The 20966-nt window shown below is 52.3% G+C and carries 22 protein-coding genes; 19 read left to right on the plus strand and 3 right to left on the minus strand.

Annotated elements, in window-relative coordinates; translation table 11 throughout:
* The first annotated feature begins 194 nt into the window (after positions 1 to 194).
* Positions 195 to 875: an IS6 family transposase gene (locus HOL66_05265; GenBank protein MBT5243632.1), complete on the plus strand. Its 681-nt coding sequence runs from the start codon at positions 195 to 197 to the stop codon at positions 873 to 875.
* Positions 876 to 1021: 146 nt separating this feature from the next.
* The gene (locus tag HOL66_05270) at positions 1022 to 1480 is read left to right on the plus strand and encodes an IS6 family transposase (GenBank protein ID MBT5243633.1); all 459 of its coding nucleotides are present in this window, start codon (positions 1022 to 1024) and stop codon (positions 1478 to 1480) included.
* A 68-nt stretch (positions 1481 to 1548) separates the two neighbouring features.
* Here HOL66_05270 and HOL66_05275 read toward each other — a convergent pair whose 3' ends face one another.
* From HOL66_05275 to HOL66_05285, 3 genes are all read right to left on the minus strand, one after another.
* On the minus strand, positions 1549 to 2787 hold the full coding sequence (locus HOL66_05275) for an MFS transporter (GenBank protein ID MBT5243634.1): 1239 nt from the start codon (positions 2785 to 2787) through the stop codon (positions 1549 to 1551).
* Positions 2788 to 2939: 152 nt separating this feature from the next.
* On the minus strand, positions 2940 to 3836 hold the full coding sequence (locus tag HOL66_05280; protein MBT5243635.1) for a hypothetical protein: 897 nt from the start codon (positions 3834 to 3836) through the stop codon (positions 2940 to 2942).
* A gap of 12 nt (positions 3837 to 3848) precedes the next feature.
* Positions 3849 to 4853 (minus strand): MtaA/CmuA family methyltransferase, encoded by a 1005-nt coding sequence (locus HOL66_05285; protein ID MBT5243636.1) that lies wholly within the window; start codon positions 4851 to 4853, stop codon positions 3849 to 3851.
* Positions 4854 to 5006: 153 nt separating this feature from the next.
* Between HOL66_05285 and panB the strand changes: the two genes are divergently transcribed.
* From panB to HOL66_05370, 17 genes are all read left to right on the plus strand, one after another.
* A complete protein-coding gene (gene panB / locus HOL66_05290; GenBank protein ID MBT5243637.1) occupies positions 5007 to 5879 on the plus strand; it encodes a 3-methyl-2-oxobutanoate hydroxymethyltransferase in 873 nt (290 codons plus the stop codon).
* 33 nt (positions 5880 to 5912) lie between these two features.
* On the plus strand, positions 5913 to 6602 hold the full coding sequence (locus tag HOL66_05295) for a GntR family transcriptional regulator (protein ID MBT5243638.1): 690 nt from the start codon (positions 5913 to 5915) through the stop codon (positions 6600 to 6602).
* A gap of 1 nt (position 6603) precedes the next feature.
* Positions 6604 to 7296, plus strand: coding sequence for a 4Fe-4S dicluster domain-containing protein (locus HOL66_05300; protein ID MBT5243639.1), 693 nt, complete (start codon positions 6604 to 6606; stop codon positions 7294 to 7296).
* A 247-nt stretch (positions 7297 to 7543) separates the two neighbouring features.
* A complete protein-coding gene (locus HOL66_05305) occupies positions 7544 to 8188 on the plus strand; it encodes a corrinoid protein (GenBank protein MBT5243640.1) in 645 nt (214 codons plus the stop codon).
* A 31-nt stretch (positions 8189 to 8219) separates the two neighbouring features.
* Positions 8220 to 9371 carry a hypothetical protein gene (locus tag HOL66_05310; GenBank protein ID MBT5243641.1) on the plus strand — a complete coding sequence of 384 codons (1152 nt, stop codon included), beginning with the start codon at positions 8220 to 8222 and terminating at the stop codon, positions 9369 to 9371.
* A 13-nt stretch (positions 9372 to 9384) separates the two neighbouring features.
* Positions 9385 to 9984 (plus strand): DUF1638 domain-containing protein, encoded by a 600-nt coding sequence (locus tag HOL66_05315; GenBank protein MBT5243642.1) that lies wholly within the window; start codon positions 9385 to 9387, stop codon positions 9982 to 9984.
* Positions 9985 to 9998: 14 nt separating this feature from the next.
* Positions 9999 to 10487, plus strand: a complete 489-nt coding sequence (locus HOL66_05320) for a hypothetical protein (GenBank protein ID MBT5243643.1) — start codon at positions 9999 to 10001, stop codon at positions 10485 to 10487.
* Positions 10484 to 11503 (plus strand): methylenetetrahydrofolate reductase, encoded by a 1020-nt coding sequence (locus HOL66_05325; protein MBT5243644.1) that lies wholly within the window; start codon positions 10484 to 10486, stop codon positions 11501 to 11503. The genes HOL66_05320 and HOL66_05325 overlap by 4 nt, the downstream gene beginning before the upstream one ends.
* A complete protein-coding gene (locus tag HOL66_05330; GenBank protein ID MBT5243645.1) occupies positions 11500 to 12363 on the plus strand; it encodes a dihydropteroate synthase in 864 nt (287 codons plus the stop codon). Before HOL66_05325 ends, HOL66_05330 begins: the two co-directional genes overlap by 4 nt.
* Positions 12318 to 14378: a DUF4445 domain-containing protein gene (locus HOL66_05335; GenBank protein ID MBT5243646.1), complete on the plus strand. Its 2061-nt coding sequence runs from the start codon at positions 12318 to 12320 to the stop codon at positions 14376 to 14378. The genes HOL66_05330 and HOL66_05335 overlap by 46 nt, the downstream gene beginning before the upstream one ends.
* Positions 14375 to 15520: a hypothetical protein gene (locus tag HOL66_05340; protein MBT5243647.1), complete on the plus strand. Its 1146-nt coding sequence runs from the start codon at positions 14375 to 14377 to the stop codon at positions 15518 to 15520. Before HOL66_05335 ends, HOL66_05340 begins: the two co-directional genes overlap by 4 nt.
* Positions 15521 to 15611: 91 nt before the next feature.
* Entirely contained in the window at positions 15612 to 15905 is a 294-nt protein-coding gene (locus tag HOL66_05345) for a hypothetical protein (GenBank protein MBT5243648.1), read from the plus strand.
* Between the two features lie 137 nt (positions 15906 to 16042).
* The gene (gene dctP, locus HOL66_05350) at positions 16043 to 17095 is read left to right on the plus strand and encodes a TRAP transporter substrate-binding protein DctP (protein MBT5243649.1); all 1053 of its coding nucleotides are present in this window, start codon (positions 16043 to 16045) and stop codon (positions 17093 to 17095) included.
* Between the two features lie 146 nt (positions 17096 to 17241).
* Positions 17242 to 17757 carry a TRAP transporter small permease subunit gene (locus tag HOL66_05355; GenBank protein MBT5243650.1) on the plus strand — a complete coding sequence of 172 codons (516 nt, stop codon included), beginning with the start codon at positions 17242 to 17244 and terminating at the stop codon, positions 17755 to 17757.
* On the plus strand, positions 17757 to 19079 hold the full coding sequence (locus HOL66_05360; GenBank protein MBT5243651.1) for a TRAP transporter large permease subunit: 1323 nt from the start codon (positions 17757 to 17759) through the stop codon (positions 19077 to 19079). Before HOL66_05355 ends, HOL66_05360 begins: the two co-directional genes overlap by 1 nt.
* A gap of 33 nt (positions 19080 to 19112) precedes the next feature.
* Positions 19113 to 20018, plus strand: a complete 906-nt coding sequence (locus HOL66_05365) for a phytanoyl-CoA dioxygenase family protein (protein MBT5243652.1) — start codon at positions 19113 to 19115, stop codon at positions 20016 to 20018.
* Positions 20019 to 20192: 174 nt separating this feature from the next.
* Complete coding sequence (locus tag HOL66_05370) at positions 20193 to 20963, plus strand: fatty acid hydroxylase family protein (protein MBT5243653.1); 771 nt, start codon at positions 20193 to 20195, stop codon at positions 20961 to 20963.
* Positions 20964 to 20966: the final 3 nt, after the last annotated feature.

The following is a 20966-nucleotide window of genomic DNA, read 5'->3' on the forward strand; positions in this document are numbered from 1 at the left end:
AAGTGGTTATGGACATACAACAACGAACGGCCCAACATGGCCATCGGCGGCATAACGCCAAAACAGAAACTGGCTATGATAAGCATAGCCGCTTAAACGATTCTATTTATGCGGCCCTCTGAAAATGGGGGTATTACCGCAGTGTCAGAGCAAACTGACTTGTGTCGGCGTAGCGGGTTGCGTAGCGTCTGTGAATGAAAAACCTTTTCCGATATTTCAAGACTTCACCAGACATCATCCGCCTGGCGGTCATGATGTATATTCGTTTTCCTCTCTCGTTGCGGCAAGTCGAAGACCTGCTCCACGAACGGGGTATCGACATTAGCTATGAAACCGTTCGTTTTTGGTGGAATCGATTTGGTCTGATGTTTGCAGCCGAAATAAGAAAAAATCGGTCAGCATCTTTGCGGATCTCGCCTCAATGGAGATGGCATCTGGACGAGGTTTTCGTGCGGATCAACGGCGAAACCCATTACCTCTGGCGGGCCGTCGATCACGAAGGTGAAATCCTGGAATCATTTGTCACAAAAAAGCGGGACCACAAGGCTGCACTTAGGTTTTTGAAGAAAACGATGAAACGTTACGGTCGCCCGGAAATCTTCGTGACAGACAAGCTTCGATCATACCGGGCGGCAATGAAAGTGATCGGTAATGAGTCACGCCAAAAGACAGGGCGATGGCTTAACAACCGGGCCGAAAATTCACATCAACCTTTTCGGCGACGAGAGAAAGCGATGTCCAAGTTTCGAAGTCCCGCCACACTTCAGAAGTTCGCTTCGGTCCATGCCTCAATTCACAATCATTTCAATCAGGAACGTCATCTCCTTAATCGACAAAACTTCAAATTTAACCGCGCAACAGCCTTGGCAGAGTAGCGGTTGCTTGCGGTTTGAATATCAGCTCACCTATGTCTTCTCCGGTCTGTACACTTTCCTCTGACACAGCCGTTGTGGATGCCCTAGATAGGCCATAGGTCGTGCCTGCCGATAGTCTGTGCGGTTAACGTGACAATGCCGACGAGGTGTTTCTGAAGATTGGCGGCAAGCAAATGTACCTCTGGCGCGCAGTTGATAATGAAGGCGAAGTGCTGGATATCTTACTCCAATCGCGCCGCAATACAGCGGCAGCAACCAAGTTTCTCCGGCGCCTCATAAAGAGACATCAGGCAATACCACAGGTCGTCGTGACGGATAAGTGGCGGCCTTCAATGTCAGCTGTCCGAGATAATCTGCCGAGCGTGAGGCATCTGGTCGGAAAGCGCTTGAATAATCGCGCCGAAAACTCACATCAACCAACACGACGACGTGAACGAAAACAGCAACGCTTCAAGTCCGTAAAATCTGCGCAGCGTTTTCTCTCAACCTTCACCGCCTTCTATAACCACTTCAATATTCAACGGCACCTAGTTTCGAGAGCAACGATGAAGAAGTTTCGCGCCGATGCAAGCGCCGTATGGCTGGACGTAACTGCCACTGTGTGAGCTTGCAGCCGTATTGGAATTTCGTGCCTAGACCGCGGTTAACGTGACAATACCAATGTGACAATGCCTCACGAAGAACCTGCCGTCTCTTTGTAATTAGACTGGTCAGAACTCCGCCGAACCTGCAAGACAGTCGGCACGGCGACAAGCATAAACAAAGCCACCGTCAACATGACGAATTTTGGGTCACCCCGATCCAGCAACCAACCCAACAGCACTGGCATGGTCAGGGAACCCAAATCAAGGCCGGCATAAACGAAGCCGAAGACACGACCAGTCTTGTTGTGCGGTGTCACTTTACGGACGATCAAATCGCGGGATGGCGTCGTCAGACCGAGAAAAAATCCCGACACGATCATTAGCACCATCACGGTCAAGCCCGAAACGGTAACGGTGGCTACTGCGAACATAAACACGCTGGCCAGAAGCGTTCCCGTCATCGCCAAAATATGGTGGCGCGGCGTGCGGTCAGCAATTATCCCGCCAAGCAAAACACCAACGGCTGAGGCCACTAGAAAAGCCGTCAAGGCAGTTGTCGCAGAAACAAAAGACAAGCTGTGCAATTCCATTAAGCTCAATGCGCCGAAACTTTGAATACCGACGATGGCCATCGCGAAAAAGGTAAAGTAACAAAAACAAAGGACAATCGGCGCCGATGCCAGGAGCCGTAAATCGATTGCCAATGAATCAACTTTTGATCCATTTTGCCCGGTCTCCTCGGTAGGTTCGCTGGTTAAATCCTTACCGAAAAATAATAGCAAGGTCGCATAAACCAAACCGATTATGCCCGCAATGGCAACCCCCGTACGCCAATCGAAAAGTGCGGTTAACCCCACCACGACAGGAGGTGCCACAGCCCAACCCAGATTGCCGCACAGCGCATGAATTGCATAAGCGCGTCCCAGACGGTTGGCATCGATTTTCTGCGTTAAGATCGATAGATCGGCAGGATGGAAAACGCTAAGACCAATGCCTACGACAACCGCTAGCAGGATCATTGCTTCATAACTTTGCACTAAGGAAAACGCCAGAGTTGCGCCGCCGCAAAGCGCCAGTCCGCTGAGCAATATCTGTCGAGCCCCAAACCGGTCAACCAAGAATCCGGAAATCATCTGACAGATTCCGGACGCTGCAAACATCAACGTTATAATAAGGCCCAGGGCCGTGAACGACACATCGAACTCAATCTTCAAAATAGCGAAGATCGGCGGAAGGATCATTTGATAGAAATGACTGAATCCATGCGCGATGCTGACCATTGAGGCAACCTTGATGTCGTGGTTCATTTTCGACGTTGCGCCACTCATACCCAATCTCAAATTTGATTATTCCATCTTGTATTTATGCTCGTAAGTGCTTGTTTATCCTAAGATTAATTGAAACAACAAGAGTAAAAAAATACGCCGGCAGGATGATTGACCGATACTGACAAAACCCAATTGCTCGTTGCCGGCTTACGTCACACAGCGTCTAACTGGTGACGAAAGTAAGCGACGTTGGTAATAAGGCCGGGTAGTAGCCACTGGAACAGTCGACACACTTCAATGACTTCTTCAAGGTTGGCATCTTCTGCGGCGGCCTGGCGCAGGGCATCTGCGGAAAGATTGCCGGGATTGGGCAGGATTTCGGCGGCCAGTTCCGCGACCTGGTCGTGGCATGCTTGGCAGATAGCCTCATGCTCTGGCTTTCCAGCGATCTCTCTCAGGTCTGCCCAAGCCAGTGCGAAGTAGCTCGGCCAGCGGGCGAAGGCCCGATAATCTGTGTTGACGAAAGGCAGATTCAAAACCGCCTCGACGTCTTTATAAACAGCCCTTGTCGGATCATCGGCGTGGTGTGCTTCCATCAACAGGAAGGGGACATCGTAGTCGGGGGCGTGACGACCCTCAAAAAGAGCAGCCTCATTTCCACCCGTCTCATTTCCACCTGCCATGTCGCCAACTTCAAGCAGGTGGCGAACAATGGCGGCGATCAATACGTAAGGTTGGTTGCCGTGTGAGAACACCGTGTTCATCTCACGGATGTTATCAATTTCGCGCGGTGCGTAACCGATTTCCGTTAAGGGGGCTATGAGCGATCTTGGTTCCAGTTTGGCCGTTTGTTCTTCGACAAATTTCCTTAAGTCCTGTGACGCCTCAACGAAGGGGCGGCTTTCGCACAGGGGTCTCAAACCACGCCACAACTCCCCGAAAAAAGTTGGGTAATGTGCATATGCCATGGTGATAACGCCCATCCATGGCACCTGAAGGACCCGTTGGGTGTCCAGGTACCATTCTAGGCGCTGACCAGTGGCGAGGTATTCGGGAAGCGGGTGAATAGCCGGAATGGGATCGGGGCGAAAACGTTCAATACCGGTCATAGGGGACCTCACTTAAGATGTTGCAGAATATTCTTTCACGGCATCGGCCACCGCCTTGACGTTGGCCATCGGTGCGTTCAGGGGGACGGCGCATTCCGGGGCGATGATGTCGACACCGGCGTCGAGTACATTGTGAACTTCGCGACGTACATCTTCGGGCGTACCACCGAAGATGATGTCGGGGTTGTTGATGTTTCCGACAAGAACCATGTTGGCCTTGGCTTTCATCTCCGCCGGGTCGTTCTGACTTTCAAAATGAAAAGCAGTCTGGCCGTTGGCGTTGAAATATTCGATGCGATCCATGGTTTTTCCGCAGCAATGGAAAATCAGGGGGGCGCCGATGGCGGCTTCCATCTCGCTGTCGATGCTCTCAAGAAATTTTGGATAGGCATCAGGGCGAATAAGGTCGCCAGTGATGTGAGCGCCGTAACAAAGCGCATCGGCACCCGCTTCCACCTGGGCGCGACCGAAACGAATGGCGACTTCTTTCAGGCCATGCAGGATCGCGCTGACCATGTCCGGGTCTTTTATTGTCATCTTCAGGAAATGACTGAGGCCGAAACAGTGATAGGCCATCGACCAGGGGCCGTAGACCTTGCCGATAATGCCGACTTCGTCACCAACCTCGCGCTTCAGGATGCGGATCGCTTCAATGGGGGTGGTGATGGCGGGGTGTTCAAGGAAGTCATCGGGAATGACGATGTCGTCCGCGGTTTTCCAGATCGCTTGTTCGCACGCGGGCATATGGCCTTGATCGCCCCACCTAACGGGTACGCCCAGAGACTCGGCTTCGTGGGTGCCACCGGCGAACACCGGAAAGACAACGTCATATCCCAGTATTGTGTGTCCGGCCATGGCTAGGGCGGCCATTTTTTCAGCATCGTGATGGGCTTCGGGAAAATAAATGCCGAGCTTTTCCTGCAAGTCGGTGGTGATGATAGAAGTCGGATTGGCGATGGCCGGGCGATCTACGGGTTGGCGATTGAGGGCCGCAAGGAAACGTTGGCGTGGTGTCATGTCTTCAATTCCTTAAAGAAAATCTTCAATCGGTCTTGTCCCATTAACGAAGAGGGCCCCCTTGACCCATTGTCTGTCCCGGACTTAATATCTTAGACTAATATATCACAAGAACATCAGATTATCTTAGCGAGTTGTTTCAGGAGAAAAATAGTGACCGATGCACCCGCGCGCAAAAAACGCACGATAACCGAAATTCGCGCCTCCAAAACAACCGGCGAAAAGATGGTCTATATGTCCGTGCCCGATTACACCTCGGCCCAATGGGGCGAGATGGCGGGTATCGATGTCGCGGTGGTTGGCGACAGCTTGGCGATGATTGCCCACGGTCATGCAAACACGATCCCTGCGACCATGGATATGATGATCATGCACAGTCAGGCCGTGCGGCGTGGCGCACCAAACACTTTCGTTCTGGGGTGCATGCCTTATCAAAGCTACAACACGACTGAGCGCGCCCTGACCAATGCGACGCGCTTTATGCAGGACGCGGGTTGTGATGCGGTTAAACCACAGGGTGGTAAAAGCCAGGCTCATATTTTAAAGGCCTTAATTGATGCAGGCATCCCCACGGCCTCGCATATTGGGTTGACCCCGCACACGGTCGCCATGTTCGGTGGCTTCAAAATTCAGGGCAAAACATCCGAGGCGGCGATGAAAATTCTGGAAGATGCTTTGGCCATTCAGGATGCCGGATGTTTTATGCTGGAGTTCGAAGCCGTTCCCGGAAAAATTGCCAAACTGATATCCGAGCAGCTTGATATTCCGACCATCGGCATTGGTGCAGGCGTTGGTACCGACGGGCAAATTCTGCTCGGATACGATCTATTGGGCGTGTTTACTGATTTCAAACCGAAGTTCACCAAACGATACGCCAAACTGACCGAAGTTGCCGTTGGCGGCATCATGGAGTATGTCAAGGAGGTCAAGGAAGGAAGCTTCCCTGACGATGATCATACCTATGGTGTCGATGACAAGATTTTCGAGGAATTTGCGACTTTGGTGGAGAAGCGAAAACAGATATAAGAGTGGCAACTTTGACAACTGGATGAGTAAAGAATGTCTCCAAAATCGGCTCAACACAAGGCGGTTAGCGAAAAGATTGGTAGCCTGACAGACAAAGCCTATCAGGAATTGGAAGAGCGTATCGTTACGCTGCGCCTTCGTCCCGGTGAGGTGTTGTCGGAAACGGCTCTTTCAGAACAATTGGGAATTGGCCGCACACCGATCCGCGAAGCCCTGCAACGTTTGGCGCTCGAGGGACTGGTTGTCATCCTTCCGCGCAAGGGGATTTTGGTGTCCGACATCAATCCCGGTAAACAATTGCTGGTTCTTGAGGTGCGCCGGGAATTGGATGGCCTGATGGCACGAGCCGGTTCCGTGCGCCGAACCGAAGAAGAACGCGACCACTTCCTGGAAATCGCCGCCGGTATGGAGCAGGCTGCTTCGGAAAATGATGCTATTAAATTCATGCGTTACGATAATGAATATAACGTATTGGTCGCTACCGCCGCCCACAATGAATACGTTGTTAGGGCCATCGGCCTGATGAACTCCTTATCCAGACGGTTTTGGTATGTTCACTATAAGGAAACCGCTGATTTGCCTCATTGCGCCCGTTTGCATGCGGCCGTGGCGCGTTGCATTGCCGAAGGTGATACGGAAGGAGCTTCTGAAGCCTCTGACCGCCTGATCGATTATGTGGAAACCTTCACCCGTGCGACTGTCAATACCACGCCGGTGCGTTAACGTGTCGATCACCCTGGAGAACGTCAACCAAACTTTTCTAAGGGCTGGCCTAACCCCGCGCGGGGCCTTTCATCCAGGGCCGGATGACGGTGTGCCGGAAGTTGGCCCAGACCAACCCGCTTTGACCATCGTTCTGGCCGGTAATGCCGGACCCGACATGTGGGAAGCCTTTAGTGCGGCCCGGGATACATCTGTAACCCTGATGGATGATTGGTCACGCGATGTCTTTGAGCCTTTGGCGCATTCATTTCAGGCGTTGGCTGTCTATCCTTTTCAAAAACCATACCTGCCATTTCAAAGATGGGCGCAAAAGGCGGAACCGTGTCAGGCCTCGCCGCTGGGTATGTTTATCCATCCCGACCACGGACTATGGCATGGTTATCGAGGCGGTCTTGCTTTCGGCGAGCGCCTGGAATTACCGCCCGCAGATAATCGTCCCCGCGCCTGTGACAATTGCGAGGACCAATCCTGCCTGTCTAAGTGTCCTGTGAATGCATTCAGCTCAGCAGGATATGACGTGCCCGCCTGCATTCGCCACCTGAATTGTTCGGACGGTTCCGACTGCATGGAACTGGGGTGTCGGGCGCGCCGTGCGTGTCCTGAAGGGCAGGCGGCGCACTACCAGCCCGAGCAAGCACAATTTCATATGCGCGCATTTTTGAAATCTCACTTGAAAGATATCGCACCCGGCTGAGATGGTTTTCGGGGTGTTGAAATGCCATTGGGCCCATGGCCCTAAAAAAAATAGTGACTATTTGCCGTCTTCTCACTAATATATCACAAAAATATCAGCAGATAAGTCTGACACGCTTATGCATAACAGAAGTTCGGGGCGCATTGCACCGGGAGCGCAAGGCGGGTTAGGAGGCTTCCACGGCGCGGGGTGCGCCACGGTATTGCGCCGTTAGAGCGTATAAATCGGATCGAAAAAGGAGACCGAGATGTCCATTCAGGAAATTTACGATGCGGTAATGGAGTACGAGGAAGAAGACGTTGCCGAACTTGTGCAGGCGGAAGTCGATGCCGGTACAGACATCGAAAAAATTCTCAATGAAGGCATGATCAGCGCCTTGGACGTCATTGGAGAGAAATTCAGCGCCGGAACGCTTTTCGTGCCGGAAATGCTTATGGCAGCCGAGGCTGTGCAGGCCGGACTGGAAATCATCAGACCGCTATTGATCGATTCAAATGCCAAATCTGCCGGAACCGTGATCCTGGGAACGGTTAAGGGCGACCTTCACGATATCGGAAAGAACCTTGTCGGCATGATGTTCGAAGGCAGCGGTTTCAAATTGATTGACCTTGGCGTCGATGTCGATCCGGAACAATTTATCTCGGCAGCTCAGGAAAATGATGCTGACATCATCGCACTTTCCGCTTTGCTGACGACATCCATGCCCGAGATGGAAAAAGCTGTCGCGGCGATTGGCAAAGCCAATGAAAGCCGCAACATCAATGTCAAAATTCTGGTTGGTGGACCGCCGGTCAACGTAGAATTCGCTGATAGAATTGGTGCCGATGGCTATAGCATTGATGCCCCAACGGCGGTCGATGATGCCCGTGCCCTGATGGCGGCTGGAATTTAAACCCTAAGAAAGAAATGTAAGGAACAGGATTATGGCCTGGACACATCGCGAACGAATTCTGGCAGCTCTTAACCACGAAGAGCCGGATCGTGTACCGATCGATTTCGGGGGTGCCGAATTCACCTCAATCACAATTGCTGGTTATGAAAAATTAAAAAAATATATGGGCGTCGACAAACCAACAGACGTGATGTCGATCATTCACACCTGTGCCCATCCAGCCGAAGAAATTCTCAATAAGTTCGGCGTCGATACGCGCAATGTACAACCAAGTGCTTACGAAGGTGGCGTTGATCACTGGGTCGATGATAACACCTACTACGATACCTTTAACGTGAAGTGGAAGCGCACGGAAAAGGCCGTCGATCAGCACTTCTTGCATACGGATGGACCATTTCATGATGGCAAGCTGACCGTCGAGCAAGTCGAAGCTTATGATTGGCCCGATGGAAAGAACCCCGGATTGACCAAGGGCGTCAAGGAACGGGTTCAACACATCAAGGCCAACGGCGACCATGCTGTCTGCGTGTACATACCGGGTGGAATCATTCACCGCGGTTACGCCATGCGTGGATTTGAGTCTTACCTGAAAGATCTCTATAAAAGGCCGGAAGCCTTACAACGCATGATGGACAAGCTGTGTGATTTCTGGTGCGACAACGCGACAGAGATGATCAAGGCGGCCGGGCCTGAAAACGTCGACATTATCTACTTCGGCGAAGACTTGGGAACCCAGGACAGTTGCATGTTCGATCCCGGCACCATCTACGCGGAATATATGAAGCCGCGCCATCGTCGCATGATCGAGACGGTCAAAGGGCTGACCAATAACAAGGCCAAGGTCTGTTATCATTGTTGTGGTTCAGCCTATCACTTCATTCCGCATCTACTGGATGTTGGTATTGACGCCCTGAATCCGGTTCAGGTCACCGCCAAAAATATGGAACCCGAACGCCTTAAAGAAGAGTTTGGCGACCGTCTGACCTTCTGGGGTGGGATCAATACACAGGAAACCCTGCCTTTTGGAACCCCTGAAGAAGTCGTTGAAGAAACCAAGCGGATTATCAGCATCCTTGGCAAGGGTGGCGGATACATTTTGAACAGCGTCCATAACATTCAGGCGGAAGTGCCGCCTGAAAATATCGTCGCAATGTTCGAAACCGGCGTTAATCACCGTTATTAGTTTAGGTGTTGTCATGGAAAGCCCGGCCGACAGGCCATCGACCCTTGTGATTTGTTGTGGAGCGATCGCAAACGAGATCGTCACCATCGTCCGTGAAAACGGATGGGATCACATGAAGGTCGAATGCCTGCCTGCCAAGCTTCACAACGACCCCGGCGGTCTGCCCGAAGGCGTCCGCGCAAAAATCCATGCCGGCCGCGCCCGTGGTGAAGAAGTAATGGTGCTGTATAGCGATTGCGGCACCGGTGGCGGCATGGCCAAGGTACTTGAAGAAGAAGGCGTCGAGAATATTGGCGGGTCTCACTGTTATGAAATCTTCACGGGCTCCGAACAATTCAAACAATTGATGGAAGATGAACCGGGTAGTTTTTTCGTCACCGATTTCCTGGCCCGACATTTCGAGAAACTGGTGTTTAACGGCCTTGGTCTGGATCGCTTCCCCAAGTTGCGTAACGCCTATTTCGGCAAATACCGCAAGATGGTTTACCTGGTGCAACGCGAAAACACAGATACGCTGGCCCGTGCAGAAGCCGCAGCCGAAAGTGTTGGATTGGAATTGGAAGTTCGACACACCGGCTACGGTGGGTTTCAAAAATTCCTGGAAACCAAATAGCGGAGCCATAAATCATGTACATCATTCGCCGTTGGGCGACGCGAAATTCACGCCCTCTTGAAATCCTCTACCGGTTGACCGGCAGTGTCTTTCACGCGTTTGATCCTGTCTGGCACTTCATCGGCGCGGCTCGCCTGGAACGCCCCTTTGCCGCTATTGAGGGTTGGGCAAAGGGTGTGGTGTTCGATTGCAGTATGTGTGGTCGCTGTCAGTTATCCGTCACCGGTATGACGTGTGTGATGAATTGCCCAAAGACAATCCACAATGGCCCTTGCGGCGGTGTGCGGGCCAACGGTAATTGTGAAGTGAAGGCGGAAATGCGCTGCGTCTGGGTCGAGGCATGGGACGGCGCCCAGCGCATGCATCACGGTATGGCCATTCGCACGCCCCAACCACCCCGCGATCATGCCATAAAAGGAACATCGGCCTGGCTTCGCTTAAGTGCAGAAAACATGGAACGCCGGCGCGCCCTTGGCGAACAGGCCCGGGAAAGCGCATCATGATCAGTTCTGCTGCTGTGTTCTCTGCCTATCCCATACTGGATGACTATTCATCGGCTGGACGGCTGGAACGGGTCTTGCGTTCTGGTCGCTTTGCTGTCACCGCCGAACTAAACCCGCCTGACTCGGCCGATCCCGAAGATACATTCCGCCAGGCTCTGGTGTTATCGCACGCTTGTGACGCCATCAACGCCACCGATGCCTCGGGTGCAAACTGCCATATGTCCAGCATGGGCATCTGCGCCTTGCTGACCCGGGCCGGATATTCGCCGGTGCTGCAGATTTCATGCCGCGACCGAAATCGCATCGCCATTCAGGGCGATGTGCTGGGCGCGGCCGCAATGGGTGTGCACAACATCCTTTGCCTGTCAGGAGACGGCGTTGAATCCGGCGATCAACCGGGGGCGAAACCGGTTTTCGACCTGGACTCAACGTCACTGTTGAACACGGTTCGCGGCATGCGTGATGACTGCGTGTTCCTGTCAGGACGCAAAATCACCACACCCCCCAGTGTCTTTTTGGGCGCAGCAGCCAATCCCTTCGCACCACCTTATGACTGGCGACCGTTACGCTTGGCTAAAAAAATCGAGGCCGGGGCCCAATTTATTCAAACTCAATATTGCTACGACATCGACATGCTGGAACGCTACATGGCTGCCGTCAGGAAATTAGGCCTGCATGAGCAATGTTTCATTTTAGTTGGTGTGGGGCCCTTGGCATCGGCCAAGGCGGCGCGCTGGATCAGGGCTTATATTCCCGGCGTACATATTCCCGATGCAGTAATTGATCGCCTTGCCGGAGCCGAGGATCAAAAGCTTGAAGGCAAGCGGATCTGCATCGAGTTGATTCAGCAAATTCGCGAGATCGAAGGCGTGTCGGGTGTTCATGTCATGGCCTATCGGCAGGAACATCTGGTGACCGAAATCATCATGGAATCCGGGGTTTTGAAAAACCGAATAATCAACCAAGAGGCGGCTGATAGGGCCGATCAAATGAAGGAGGCTAGCGTAGCATCATGACCGAGACTGTACTGAGTTCACCAAACAAGGAAGTGGTGATCGGATTTGATCGACCTTTTGTCGTCATAGGTGAAAGGATCAACCCGACCGGCCGCAAGAAACTGGCTGCGGAAATTGCTGCAGGGGATTATTCCACTGTTGAAAGCGACGTTGCAGACCAGATGGCAGCGGGTGCTCATGTTCTGGACGTCAATGCGGGTGTCCCTGATGCCGATGAGCCCCAGATAATGACCGATATGATCAAGTTGGTGCAGGGACTGACAGATGCACCGTTGTGCATCGATTCATCGATGGTAGCGGCGCTGGAATCCGGCCTTGCCGCCTATGACGGAAAGGCGCTGATTAATTCAGTTACCGGGGAAGAAGAAAGCCTTGAAAGTGTTTTGCCGCTGGCCAAAAAACATGGAGCGGCAGTCGTTGCGATCTGCAACGACGAAGCGGGAATTTCCGAAGACCCGGACGTACGTTTCGCCGTCGCTCAAAAAATCAAACAACGGGCCATCGATCATGGCATTCCCGGAGGTGACGTGGTGGTTGATCCGCTGGTAATGCCAGTTGGGGCGGTTGGCAGTTCGGGGCGTTCGGTACTTTATTTGGTGCGTCGAATTCGTGAAGAACTGGAACTCAACACGATATGCGGCGCATCAAATGTCAGCTTTGGCTTGCCTGATCGGCAAGGCTTGAACGCTGCGTTCATGGCGATGCTGATTGGCGCCGGAATGACATCGGCCATTGTCAATCCAATGCACGAACAAGTCATGACAGGGATAACAGGCGGGGAAGTATTGGCTGGCCTTGATAACAGGTGTAAACGATGGATGAAGCGGTGCCGCGCCCTGAATCAAACACGGGCAGCGTAAACAAAGACGTTCTGGCGGTATTTCTGCCGTCGGGAAAGCGTGGCCGGTTTCCACTTGGGACACCGGTGCTCTCTGCAGCGCGTGTGCTGGGTGTAGATATTGATTCCATTTGTGGTGGCCGGGGTATTTGCGGCCGTTGTCAGATAGAGGTTGGAAAAGGGGAGTTCCCCAAATTCGGCATCGACTCGCGGCCGGAACATCTGACCCCGTGGACGTCGTTGGAAGAACACTATGCCGAGCGTCATCCTGTTTCCAGCGGGCGACGCTTGTCGTGCGCAACCCGCCTGACCGGAGATGCGGTGATTGACGTGCCAGCCGAAAGTCAGCTGCACAAGCAGATCATTCGCAAGGACGCAGAATCCAGAAGCGTTGAAATTGATCGGGTGGTGCGCTTGCACTATATCGATATGCCCGCACCAAGCCTGGACGACCAGCGAAGCGATGTAGCACGGGTTAAGGAGGCTCTTGATTCATCTTGGGGGCTAGAAGACCTGACAATTGCGCCCCATTTGTTGTTGGAGCTTTCTAAAATTTTGCGCCAGGGCGACTGGCAAGTAACAGTCGCGGTTCGAGAGGGAACGCAGGTTATCGCCATGTGGCCCGGTTTCCATGGCCACGCGTATGGTCTGGCCGTTGACATCGGCACGACGACCATAGCCGCTCATTTGAATGATTTGGAAACCGGCGAGGTTGTTTCATCCGCCGGTATCATGAACCCGCAAATTCGCTTTGGTGAAGACCTGATCAGCCGGGTTTCGTTCATCCAGCAGAACCCGGGCAGCCAAACGGACCTGATTGATACGGTTCGTCAGGCCGTTGATGAGCTGGCCCGTGAAACTGCAACGGATGTCGGTATTGATGTTTCGAGCATTATCGACATGACGGTGGTCGGCAATCCGATTATGCATCATATCTTCCTTGGTCTTGATCCCCAGCAACTGGGACAGGCCCCTTTCCCCCTGATCGTTAATGAAGCGGTGATAATATCCGTTAGCGAGTTAGGGCTTGAGGCGGTCAATAAGGGAGCCCAAGCTTACTTGTTACCCTGTATTGCGGGACACGTTGGAGCCGATACCGCCGGTGTGGTGCTGGCGGAGGCCCCGCATCAAAGTTCCGAAATGACATTGTTGATCGACGTCGGCACCAATGCCGAGATCGTCTTGGGTAACAAAGATCGTATTCTTGCCTGTTCCAGCCCGACCGGCCCGGCTTTCGAGGGAGCCCAGATCAGTTGCGGGCAACGTGCCGCACTAGGGGCCATCGAACGGGTGCGTATTGATTCCGATACTTTGTCGCCCAAGTTCCGCATTATTGGCAGCGATTTGTGGTCCGACGATCCTGGTTTTGTCGAGGCGACCGCAGATTTCGGAGTCACAGGCATCTGCGGTTCGGGCATCATTGAAGCGGTCGCTGAAATGTTCCTCGCTGGCCTTGTCACGCCCGCAGGCTTGATTGACGGCAAGCGGTTCCCCGATTGTCCGTGGCTCATGCCTGACGGTGAGGTTTATAGCTACAGATTGCATGAAGGTCACACTCCAGTGGTAATTTCGCAAACTGACATTCGCGCCATTCAACTGGCTAAGGCTGCACTATATGCCGGGGCCCGCCTTCTGATGGATACTCTTGGGGTGCAAACTCCGGACCGCATCGTTCTTGCCGGTGCCTTTGGCAGTTATATCGACCCAAAGCACGCCATGATCATCGGCATGATTCCCGATTGTCCCATTGAGCATGTTCGCGCAGCCGGTAACGCCGCTGGAACCGGTGCCCGCATCGCCCTGTTGAACCGTACGGCCCGCGCAGAGATCGAGGAATTGGTCAGGAATATCGAGAAAATTGAAACGGCCGTTGATCCCGGGTTTCAGGATTCTTTCGTGGCCGCCATGAGTTTACCCCATTCCAAACACCGCTTTTCATCTCTTGAGAAGTTGCTGGAACTGCCCGTTAAAAAGAAAACCAGTAAACGAACCGAGCGTCCCGCAGAGGACATATCTGATCAAGGGAAAATGAAATGACCACTCATCGCCAGCGTGTTCTTGATGCACTCAATCACAAGGAAACAGACCGGGTTCCGATTGACTTTGGTGGAACCTACACCACCACCTGTTTCTATGCCGTCTATGAGCGCCTGAAGGAAGAGCTGGGGATCGAGGGGCTGGAAACACAGATTTATTCAAAAACCCGCCGCCTGGCCATTCCAGATGAAGTTGTTTTGCAGCGCTTTGACATTGATACGCGATTTGTGGGTTTAAGCGCCTATGAAGGCGATCAACGGGAAATAGACGAGGACACCTATCTGGATGAATGGGGCACGACCTGGAAAAAGGCGAATGATGGACACTATCTGTACGTTGACGGGCCTTTTTTCGATCAGAAAAAGCCGAATCCGGCCTTGCTCGATACGGGCAATTGGCCTGATCCTGATAACCCCGGTTATTACAAAGGCTTGTTAGAGCGGGCGGAAAAACAACACGCCACCGGGGCCGCGGTCATTTTGAACATGCCCATTGGGGTTATTCACCAGGGGCAATTCCTGCGTGGTTTTGGTGATTGGTTAAAGGACCTGTACAAGAATCCTGCTTTCGCCCAGCGGACGTTTGACATTATCAGCGAGCGCTGGATTGCTGTGGCCGAAAATGCCCTCGACATTTGTGGTGATAACATCGACATCGTCTTTTTTGGCGATGATTTGGCTGGTCAGATGGCGCCTTTGTTCGATCCGGTGAAATACCGTGAACTGATAAAACCGTATCACGCGCGTATGATCGAGGCTGTGAAACGCAAGGCCGATGTCAAAGTTCTGTATCACAGTTGTGGTTCTGTAACCTCGTTGATTGATGATCTTGTTGATATTGGCGTCGATGCCATTAATCCGGTTCAGGTGGCGGCGGGGGATATGGAGCCTGCATCCCTGAAAAAGCGTTTTGGCGACCGAATTTCATTCTGGGGCGGTATTGATACGCAACATGTTTTGCCGTTTGGCAGCGCCGATGAGGTAAGCGCCGAGGTTGACCGCGTTATTGATATTTTGGGCGAGGGTGGCGGTTTCGTGCTGAACAGCGTCCACAATATCCAGAACGATATTCCCATCGCCAACATTATTGCCATGTTCGACACGGGCCGGGCCCATGGGCCTGCTGGCCATGAAGTGGGGTAAAAGACATTTTGGATTCCTTTACAAAACCCGGACATGCCATTAACATACTTGAGATATATCAGAGCGATTATAATCTGGTCAGGGAGTTGCCATGAAGACCTACTCGGGTTCGCGCACCATTGATGGCATCAAGGTTACTGTCGATGAACAGCCGCTCGACGAACGATATGACATTCACCGTTTTACCAATAGCGGGTTTGAGTGGACCTACGAAGGCGACTCACCTCATCAACTGGCTCTCGCTCTTCTTGCCGATCATCTGGATGACGATGCCAGGGCGCTGGAATTAAGCGAAGGACTGATGAAGGTGAAAATTTCTGATCTGGATAACGACTGGATACTTACGAGTGACGACATCGAGGAGTCATTAAAAAAACTGAATTGAATTCGATGATGCGAATTGTGCCCGCCGTGCGGTCTCGTGGACGGTGGTTATGAAAAATAATATCCGGATAACCGGAAAAATCGATCGCGGGACGCCCATAAGCCTTAACTGATAACAGGGAGTAACATTAGATGACGATGATTAAAAAAATAAACATGTTAGGCGCTGCTGCCGCAATGACAGTAGGCCTTTCATTATCCGGCAATGCGATTGCTGCCGAGACCAATTGGAAAATGGCGGCCAGTTGGGGTGGTGGGCCGCTGATGGAAATTGGCGCTCAGGCTTTTGCCGAAAAAGTCAAATTTCTGACGGATGGGCGTATTGAAATTAAAGTTTTCCCATCAGGTCAGCTTTCCAAAGGGCTTGAAGTTCGTGCAGCCGTCGCCAAAGGCGTTGCTGAAGTCGGTCATACCTGGATGGGTTACGATTGGGGCAAGGACAAAACCACCGTTCTGTTCGGCGGATATGCCGGTTCCATGGACAGTGAACGTATGCTGCACTGGATCTATGAAGGTGGCGGGCTGGAACTGCAACGCCAGTTCAATGAAGAAAAATTCGGTATTATTTCAATGCCTCTTTTCACCAGAACGGCTGAAGCTTTCCTTCATTCACGCAAACCCGTACGCACTCTGGACGATCTTAATGGCCTGAAGTTCCGCACCGCGGGTGCCTGGCTGGATATCTCCAAGGGCCTGGGCGCGGCACCGGTGACGATGCCGGGTGGCGAAGTTTACACCTCTTTGGAACGTGGCGCGATTGATGCCACCGAATGGGGTACGCTTTATGAAAACATGTCGACCGGTTTCCATAAAATTGCAAAATATGTGATCATCCCCGGTATCCATCAACCAACGGCTCCGTTCGAACTTGCGATCAACCCCAAAGCCTGGGGCAAGCTTTCAAAGCGTGATCAGGAACTGGTTTCCCTGGCCGCCAAGATGGTGACCTTCGAAAGCTGGACCCGTATCGGTCATGAAGACGCCAAGGCACTTGATTTCTATAAGAAGCAAGGCAACGAAATCATCGTTCTGGACGCTGCTGTACAGTCGAAAGCCAAGAAACTGGGTATCGCCTGGGCTCAAGAACAGGCCAAAAGCAACGCTTGGTTTGACAAGGTGCTGAAAAGCCAAATCGCTTTTGAAGAACTTTGGAAAGACGCTTCACACTACCGGAACGTGATTTCCGAGTAGTTTCGAAGATAAGTTGACCAGGGAGCACGTATACCGTGCTCCCTGTGTCTTATCTAGCTTCATTCTAGTGGCCCGTGCCGGATAATTCCGTCATCATTGTTACACCTTGAATGAGATTGTGTTTACTGGACGGAAAGCATTTCGCCATGGCGGCACTCGTGCGATTGATCGAACGAATTACCTGCAGCATGGGCATGTTGGTTGCCTGGGTCGTGTTCCCCTTAATTTTAGCCAGCTGTTACGAAGTCTTTGCTCGCTACCTTTTCAACGCACCGACCATCTGGGCCTTCGAGTTGGGCTATATGGCCATGGGCATCCATGCGCTGATTGGTGCGGCCTATACACTGCGCGAGCACGGCCATATTCGCATTGATGTTCTTTACTCGCGTTTTAATCCAAAGACACAGGCCATCATCGATACGTTCGGCTATGTGCTGCTGTTCATGCCGGTCGTATGTTGGGTCAGTTTCGGTTTGTGGGAATATTGGATCGAAGCTTATGTCCGCGATGAACACTCTGGTCAGTCAGCCTGGAACCCCATCATCTGGCCATTCCGGCTGGCATTCTTCACTGGTTTTTTTCTGTTGGCACTACAGGGCCTGGCTGAATTGATTAAATGTTTCCGATTTCTCACCGGGCGGACGACGGATTGGAAAGCCTGATGGGTGACTACCTCGCCTTACTAATGTTCCCCTGCCTTCTGGTTGCCTTGTTCATGGGCTTTCACGTGGCCTTTTCGATGATGGGTGTGGCTCTTGTCTTCGGCTTGGTAACATTTGACACGGCCGTGATTTTTCAGTTCGTACAGAAAATTGATGCGGTGGCGTCAAATTTTGTTCTTGCTGCTGTACCTCTATTTGTCTTCATGGGGGCGATGTTGGAGCGTTCCGGCATCGCCGAAAATCTGTTTGAAGCGATTCACCTCTGGACACGACGGCTTCCCGGCGGGTTGGCTATCGGCACCATTGTCATGTGTGTCATCTTTGCCGCCTCGACCGGCGTTATTGGCGCGACGGAAACTGTTGTCGGATTGCTCGCCATTCCAGTGATGATGAAATACCAATACGAAAAAGGACTGATATCCGGCACCATCTGCGCCGGTGGATCCCTTGGCACGATCATCCCGCCATCCGTTGTCGTCGTGATTTTAGGCCCGGTGGCCGATGTATCTGTTGGTGATTTATTCGTCGGTATGATCTTCCCCGGGTTGATTATGGCCGGTTGCTACGTCGCCTATATTCTGATCCGGTGTACGTTGAAACCGGAAGATGGTCCCAGACTGCCAAAGTCCGACGATGATCCACCGCTGATCGAAAAGCTGAGGGTTACCCTGTTTGCGTTGGCCCCACCGGTGGCCATGATCGCCGCTGTTCTAGGTTCCATTATGTTCGGTTTCGCCGCCCCGACTGAAGCCGCAGCACTCGGCGCTATGGGGGCTATGTTGTTGGCCATCATTTACAAGAAATTCAGCCTCGCTATTTTGAACGAAGCCGTGCAGAAGACTTTAAAGGTCACTTGCATGATTATCCTTATCCTGTTGGGTGGAAACATGTTTGCCGGTGTGTTCGTGGCTACCGGTGGGGTTTCTGTTGCCGAGGAGATAATCAGAAACGCTAATTTGACTCCCTGGCTGACATTGGCCGTGTTTTTGGGAATTTGCTTTGTTGCAGGCTTTGTCCTCGACTGGATATCGGTGCTGCTTATTTTTATTCCGGTGTTTATTCCAATCATCAAAGTACTTGGTTATGACCCGGTCTGGTTCTGCGTTATGTTCCTGGTGGTTATTCAGACCAGCTATCTGACACCACCGATGGCACCGGCGATCTTCTATCTGCGCGGGATCAGCCCACCAGAAATCACCCTGCCGCACATGTTTAAGGGCGTCGTGCCCTTCATCATCCTGCAGCTTATAGTTCTTGTAATTGTCGGCTGGTTCCCACAGTTAGTATTGTGGCTACCGGCACAATTATTGGGCTTCAGATAGCCTATTCTTTTCCTTTTGTGAAGGAGACTAAACATGACCCCTGAAGAAGTTCTGGCCACTGAACCCAAGGTGCTGACCCAGGCCCAACGCGAGTCATACTTCGAAGATGGCTATCTTGTGTTGGAGAGGTTCCTATCGGACGAATGGCTGGAGAAACTGCGCGCCGCCACCGACGAAGTGATCGAGGAAAGCCGCGCTATCACGGAGTCTGACGCCAAATGGGATTTGGAACCGGAACATAGCGCCGATGCGCCACGGCTGCGTCGATTATCGAGCCCGAATGATCATCACCAGACGTATTGGAACTATGCTTCGAATTCCCAGGTGCCGGATGTCATTGCCGACCTGGTCGGACCGGACGTCAAGTTCCACCATTCGAAGCTGAACTTTAAATGGGCCCAGGGAGGCGAAGAAGTGAAGTGGCATCAGGACATTCAGTTCTGGCCTCATACCAACTACAGCCCTTGTACGGTTGGGACCTATATGTACGATTGTGGGCTGGAGCAGGGGCCGTTGATGGTTTTGCCCGGAGCTCACGAAGGGCCGCTGTACAATCAATACAACGCGAACGGGGATTGGATCGGCTGTCTAAACCCGGAAGACGTTGACAAACTTGATCAGAAAAAAGCGCTGGAACTGGATGGCCCCGCGGGTTCGTTGACCATTCATAATTGCCGTATGCCCCATGCCTCAAAGCCGAACCATTCTGATATAGGGCGGCCGCTTTTGCTCAACATCTATTCTGCCGCCGATGCCATGCCCTACATGCCAAACGCAATGTATTCCAAATATGATCAGGAAATTGTGCGAGGGCAGGCGGCCCGCTGGGCCCATCATGATCCGCGCCCCTGTCAATTGCCGCCAGATTGGTCGAAGGGCTATACCTCGATCTTCGCTGTGCAACAGGAAGAAGACTGGAGTGATAAAGCAGCCAGGTAATTGGCCTGTATTCAAGGTTTTATCAACCCGTTTAACCGCAAATTTACGGCTTGGAATTATTTCAAATAGTTGACAGGAGGAGCCCCCCTGATGTATTCCTGATATATCAGTTCAATTGAGGCATCCCGTGACTTTGGGGGTCATAGGAAAGTGAGCAATAGGAGCCCTCTCACGATGATGAACGAACGACAGGCTGGGTTTAGAAAAGAATACCGTTCGCGAATTGCCGGTTGGTATAACGGCTACATCCACGTTGTGATTATCTACGCCATCGGATTGACGGCATTCTACATTTATACACAGCACATTGATAACGTCCTTTGGTGGGAATGGCTGACCATTCCGGTCGTGGTTACCCTGTGCAATATGTTCGAATGGTTCTTGCACATGCATGTCATGCACCGGCCGATCAATGTTACGGGCCTGCGGGCGATTTATGTGCGCCACACGCTAAACCATCACCAGTTTTTCACAGACCGTGAAATGCGCTTCCAGAACGAGAAAGACTGGCGAGTCACTTTTTTCCCGCCCTATGCGATGGTTGTGTTTATCTTGATGTCGACTCCAGGAGGCCTGCTTCTGGGGTATCTGATTTCGCCCAACGTTGGCTGGCTGGTCATGTGCTCGACAACGGCTGTGTACCTGACTTACGAGTTCATGCACTTCTGCTGTCATGTCGATGAGAACGCTTTCGTTCGCAATTGCCCGCTGGTCAACACGATCCGCCGCCATCACACGGCCCACCATAACGACCGCCTGATGATGGAGGTCAACATGAACCTGTCCCTACCGATTTCAGATTGGATGTTTGGCACCTCGGACCTGGATCGCGGATTGTTGGGACACATGTTCAATGGCTATTCGACAAAGTATTTGAAGAGCGATCTTAAAAGCGTTCCTGGAACTCCTTTTGATGGGGCCTCCGGGCCCATCCCGGCGGAGTGACCC

The sequence above is a fragment of the Rhodospirillaceae bacterium genome (assembly GCA_018662005.1).
Classification (GTDB): domain Bacteria; phylum Pseudomonadota; class Alphaproteobacteria; order Rhodospirillales; family JABHCV01; genus JACNJU01.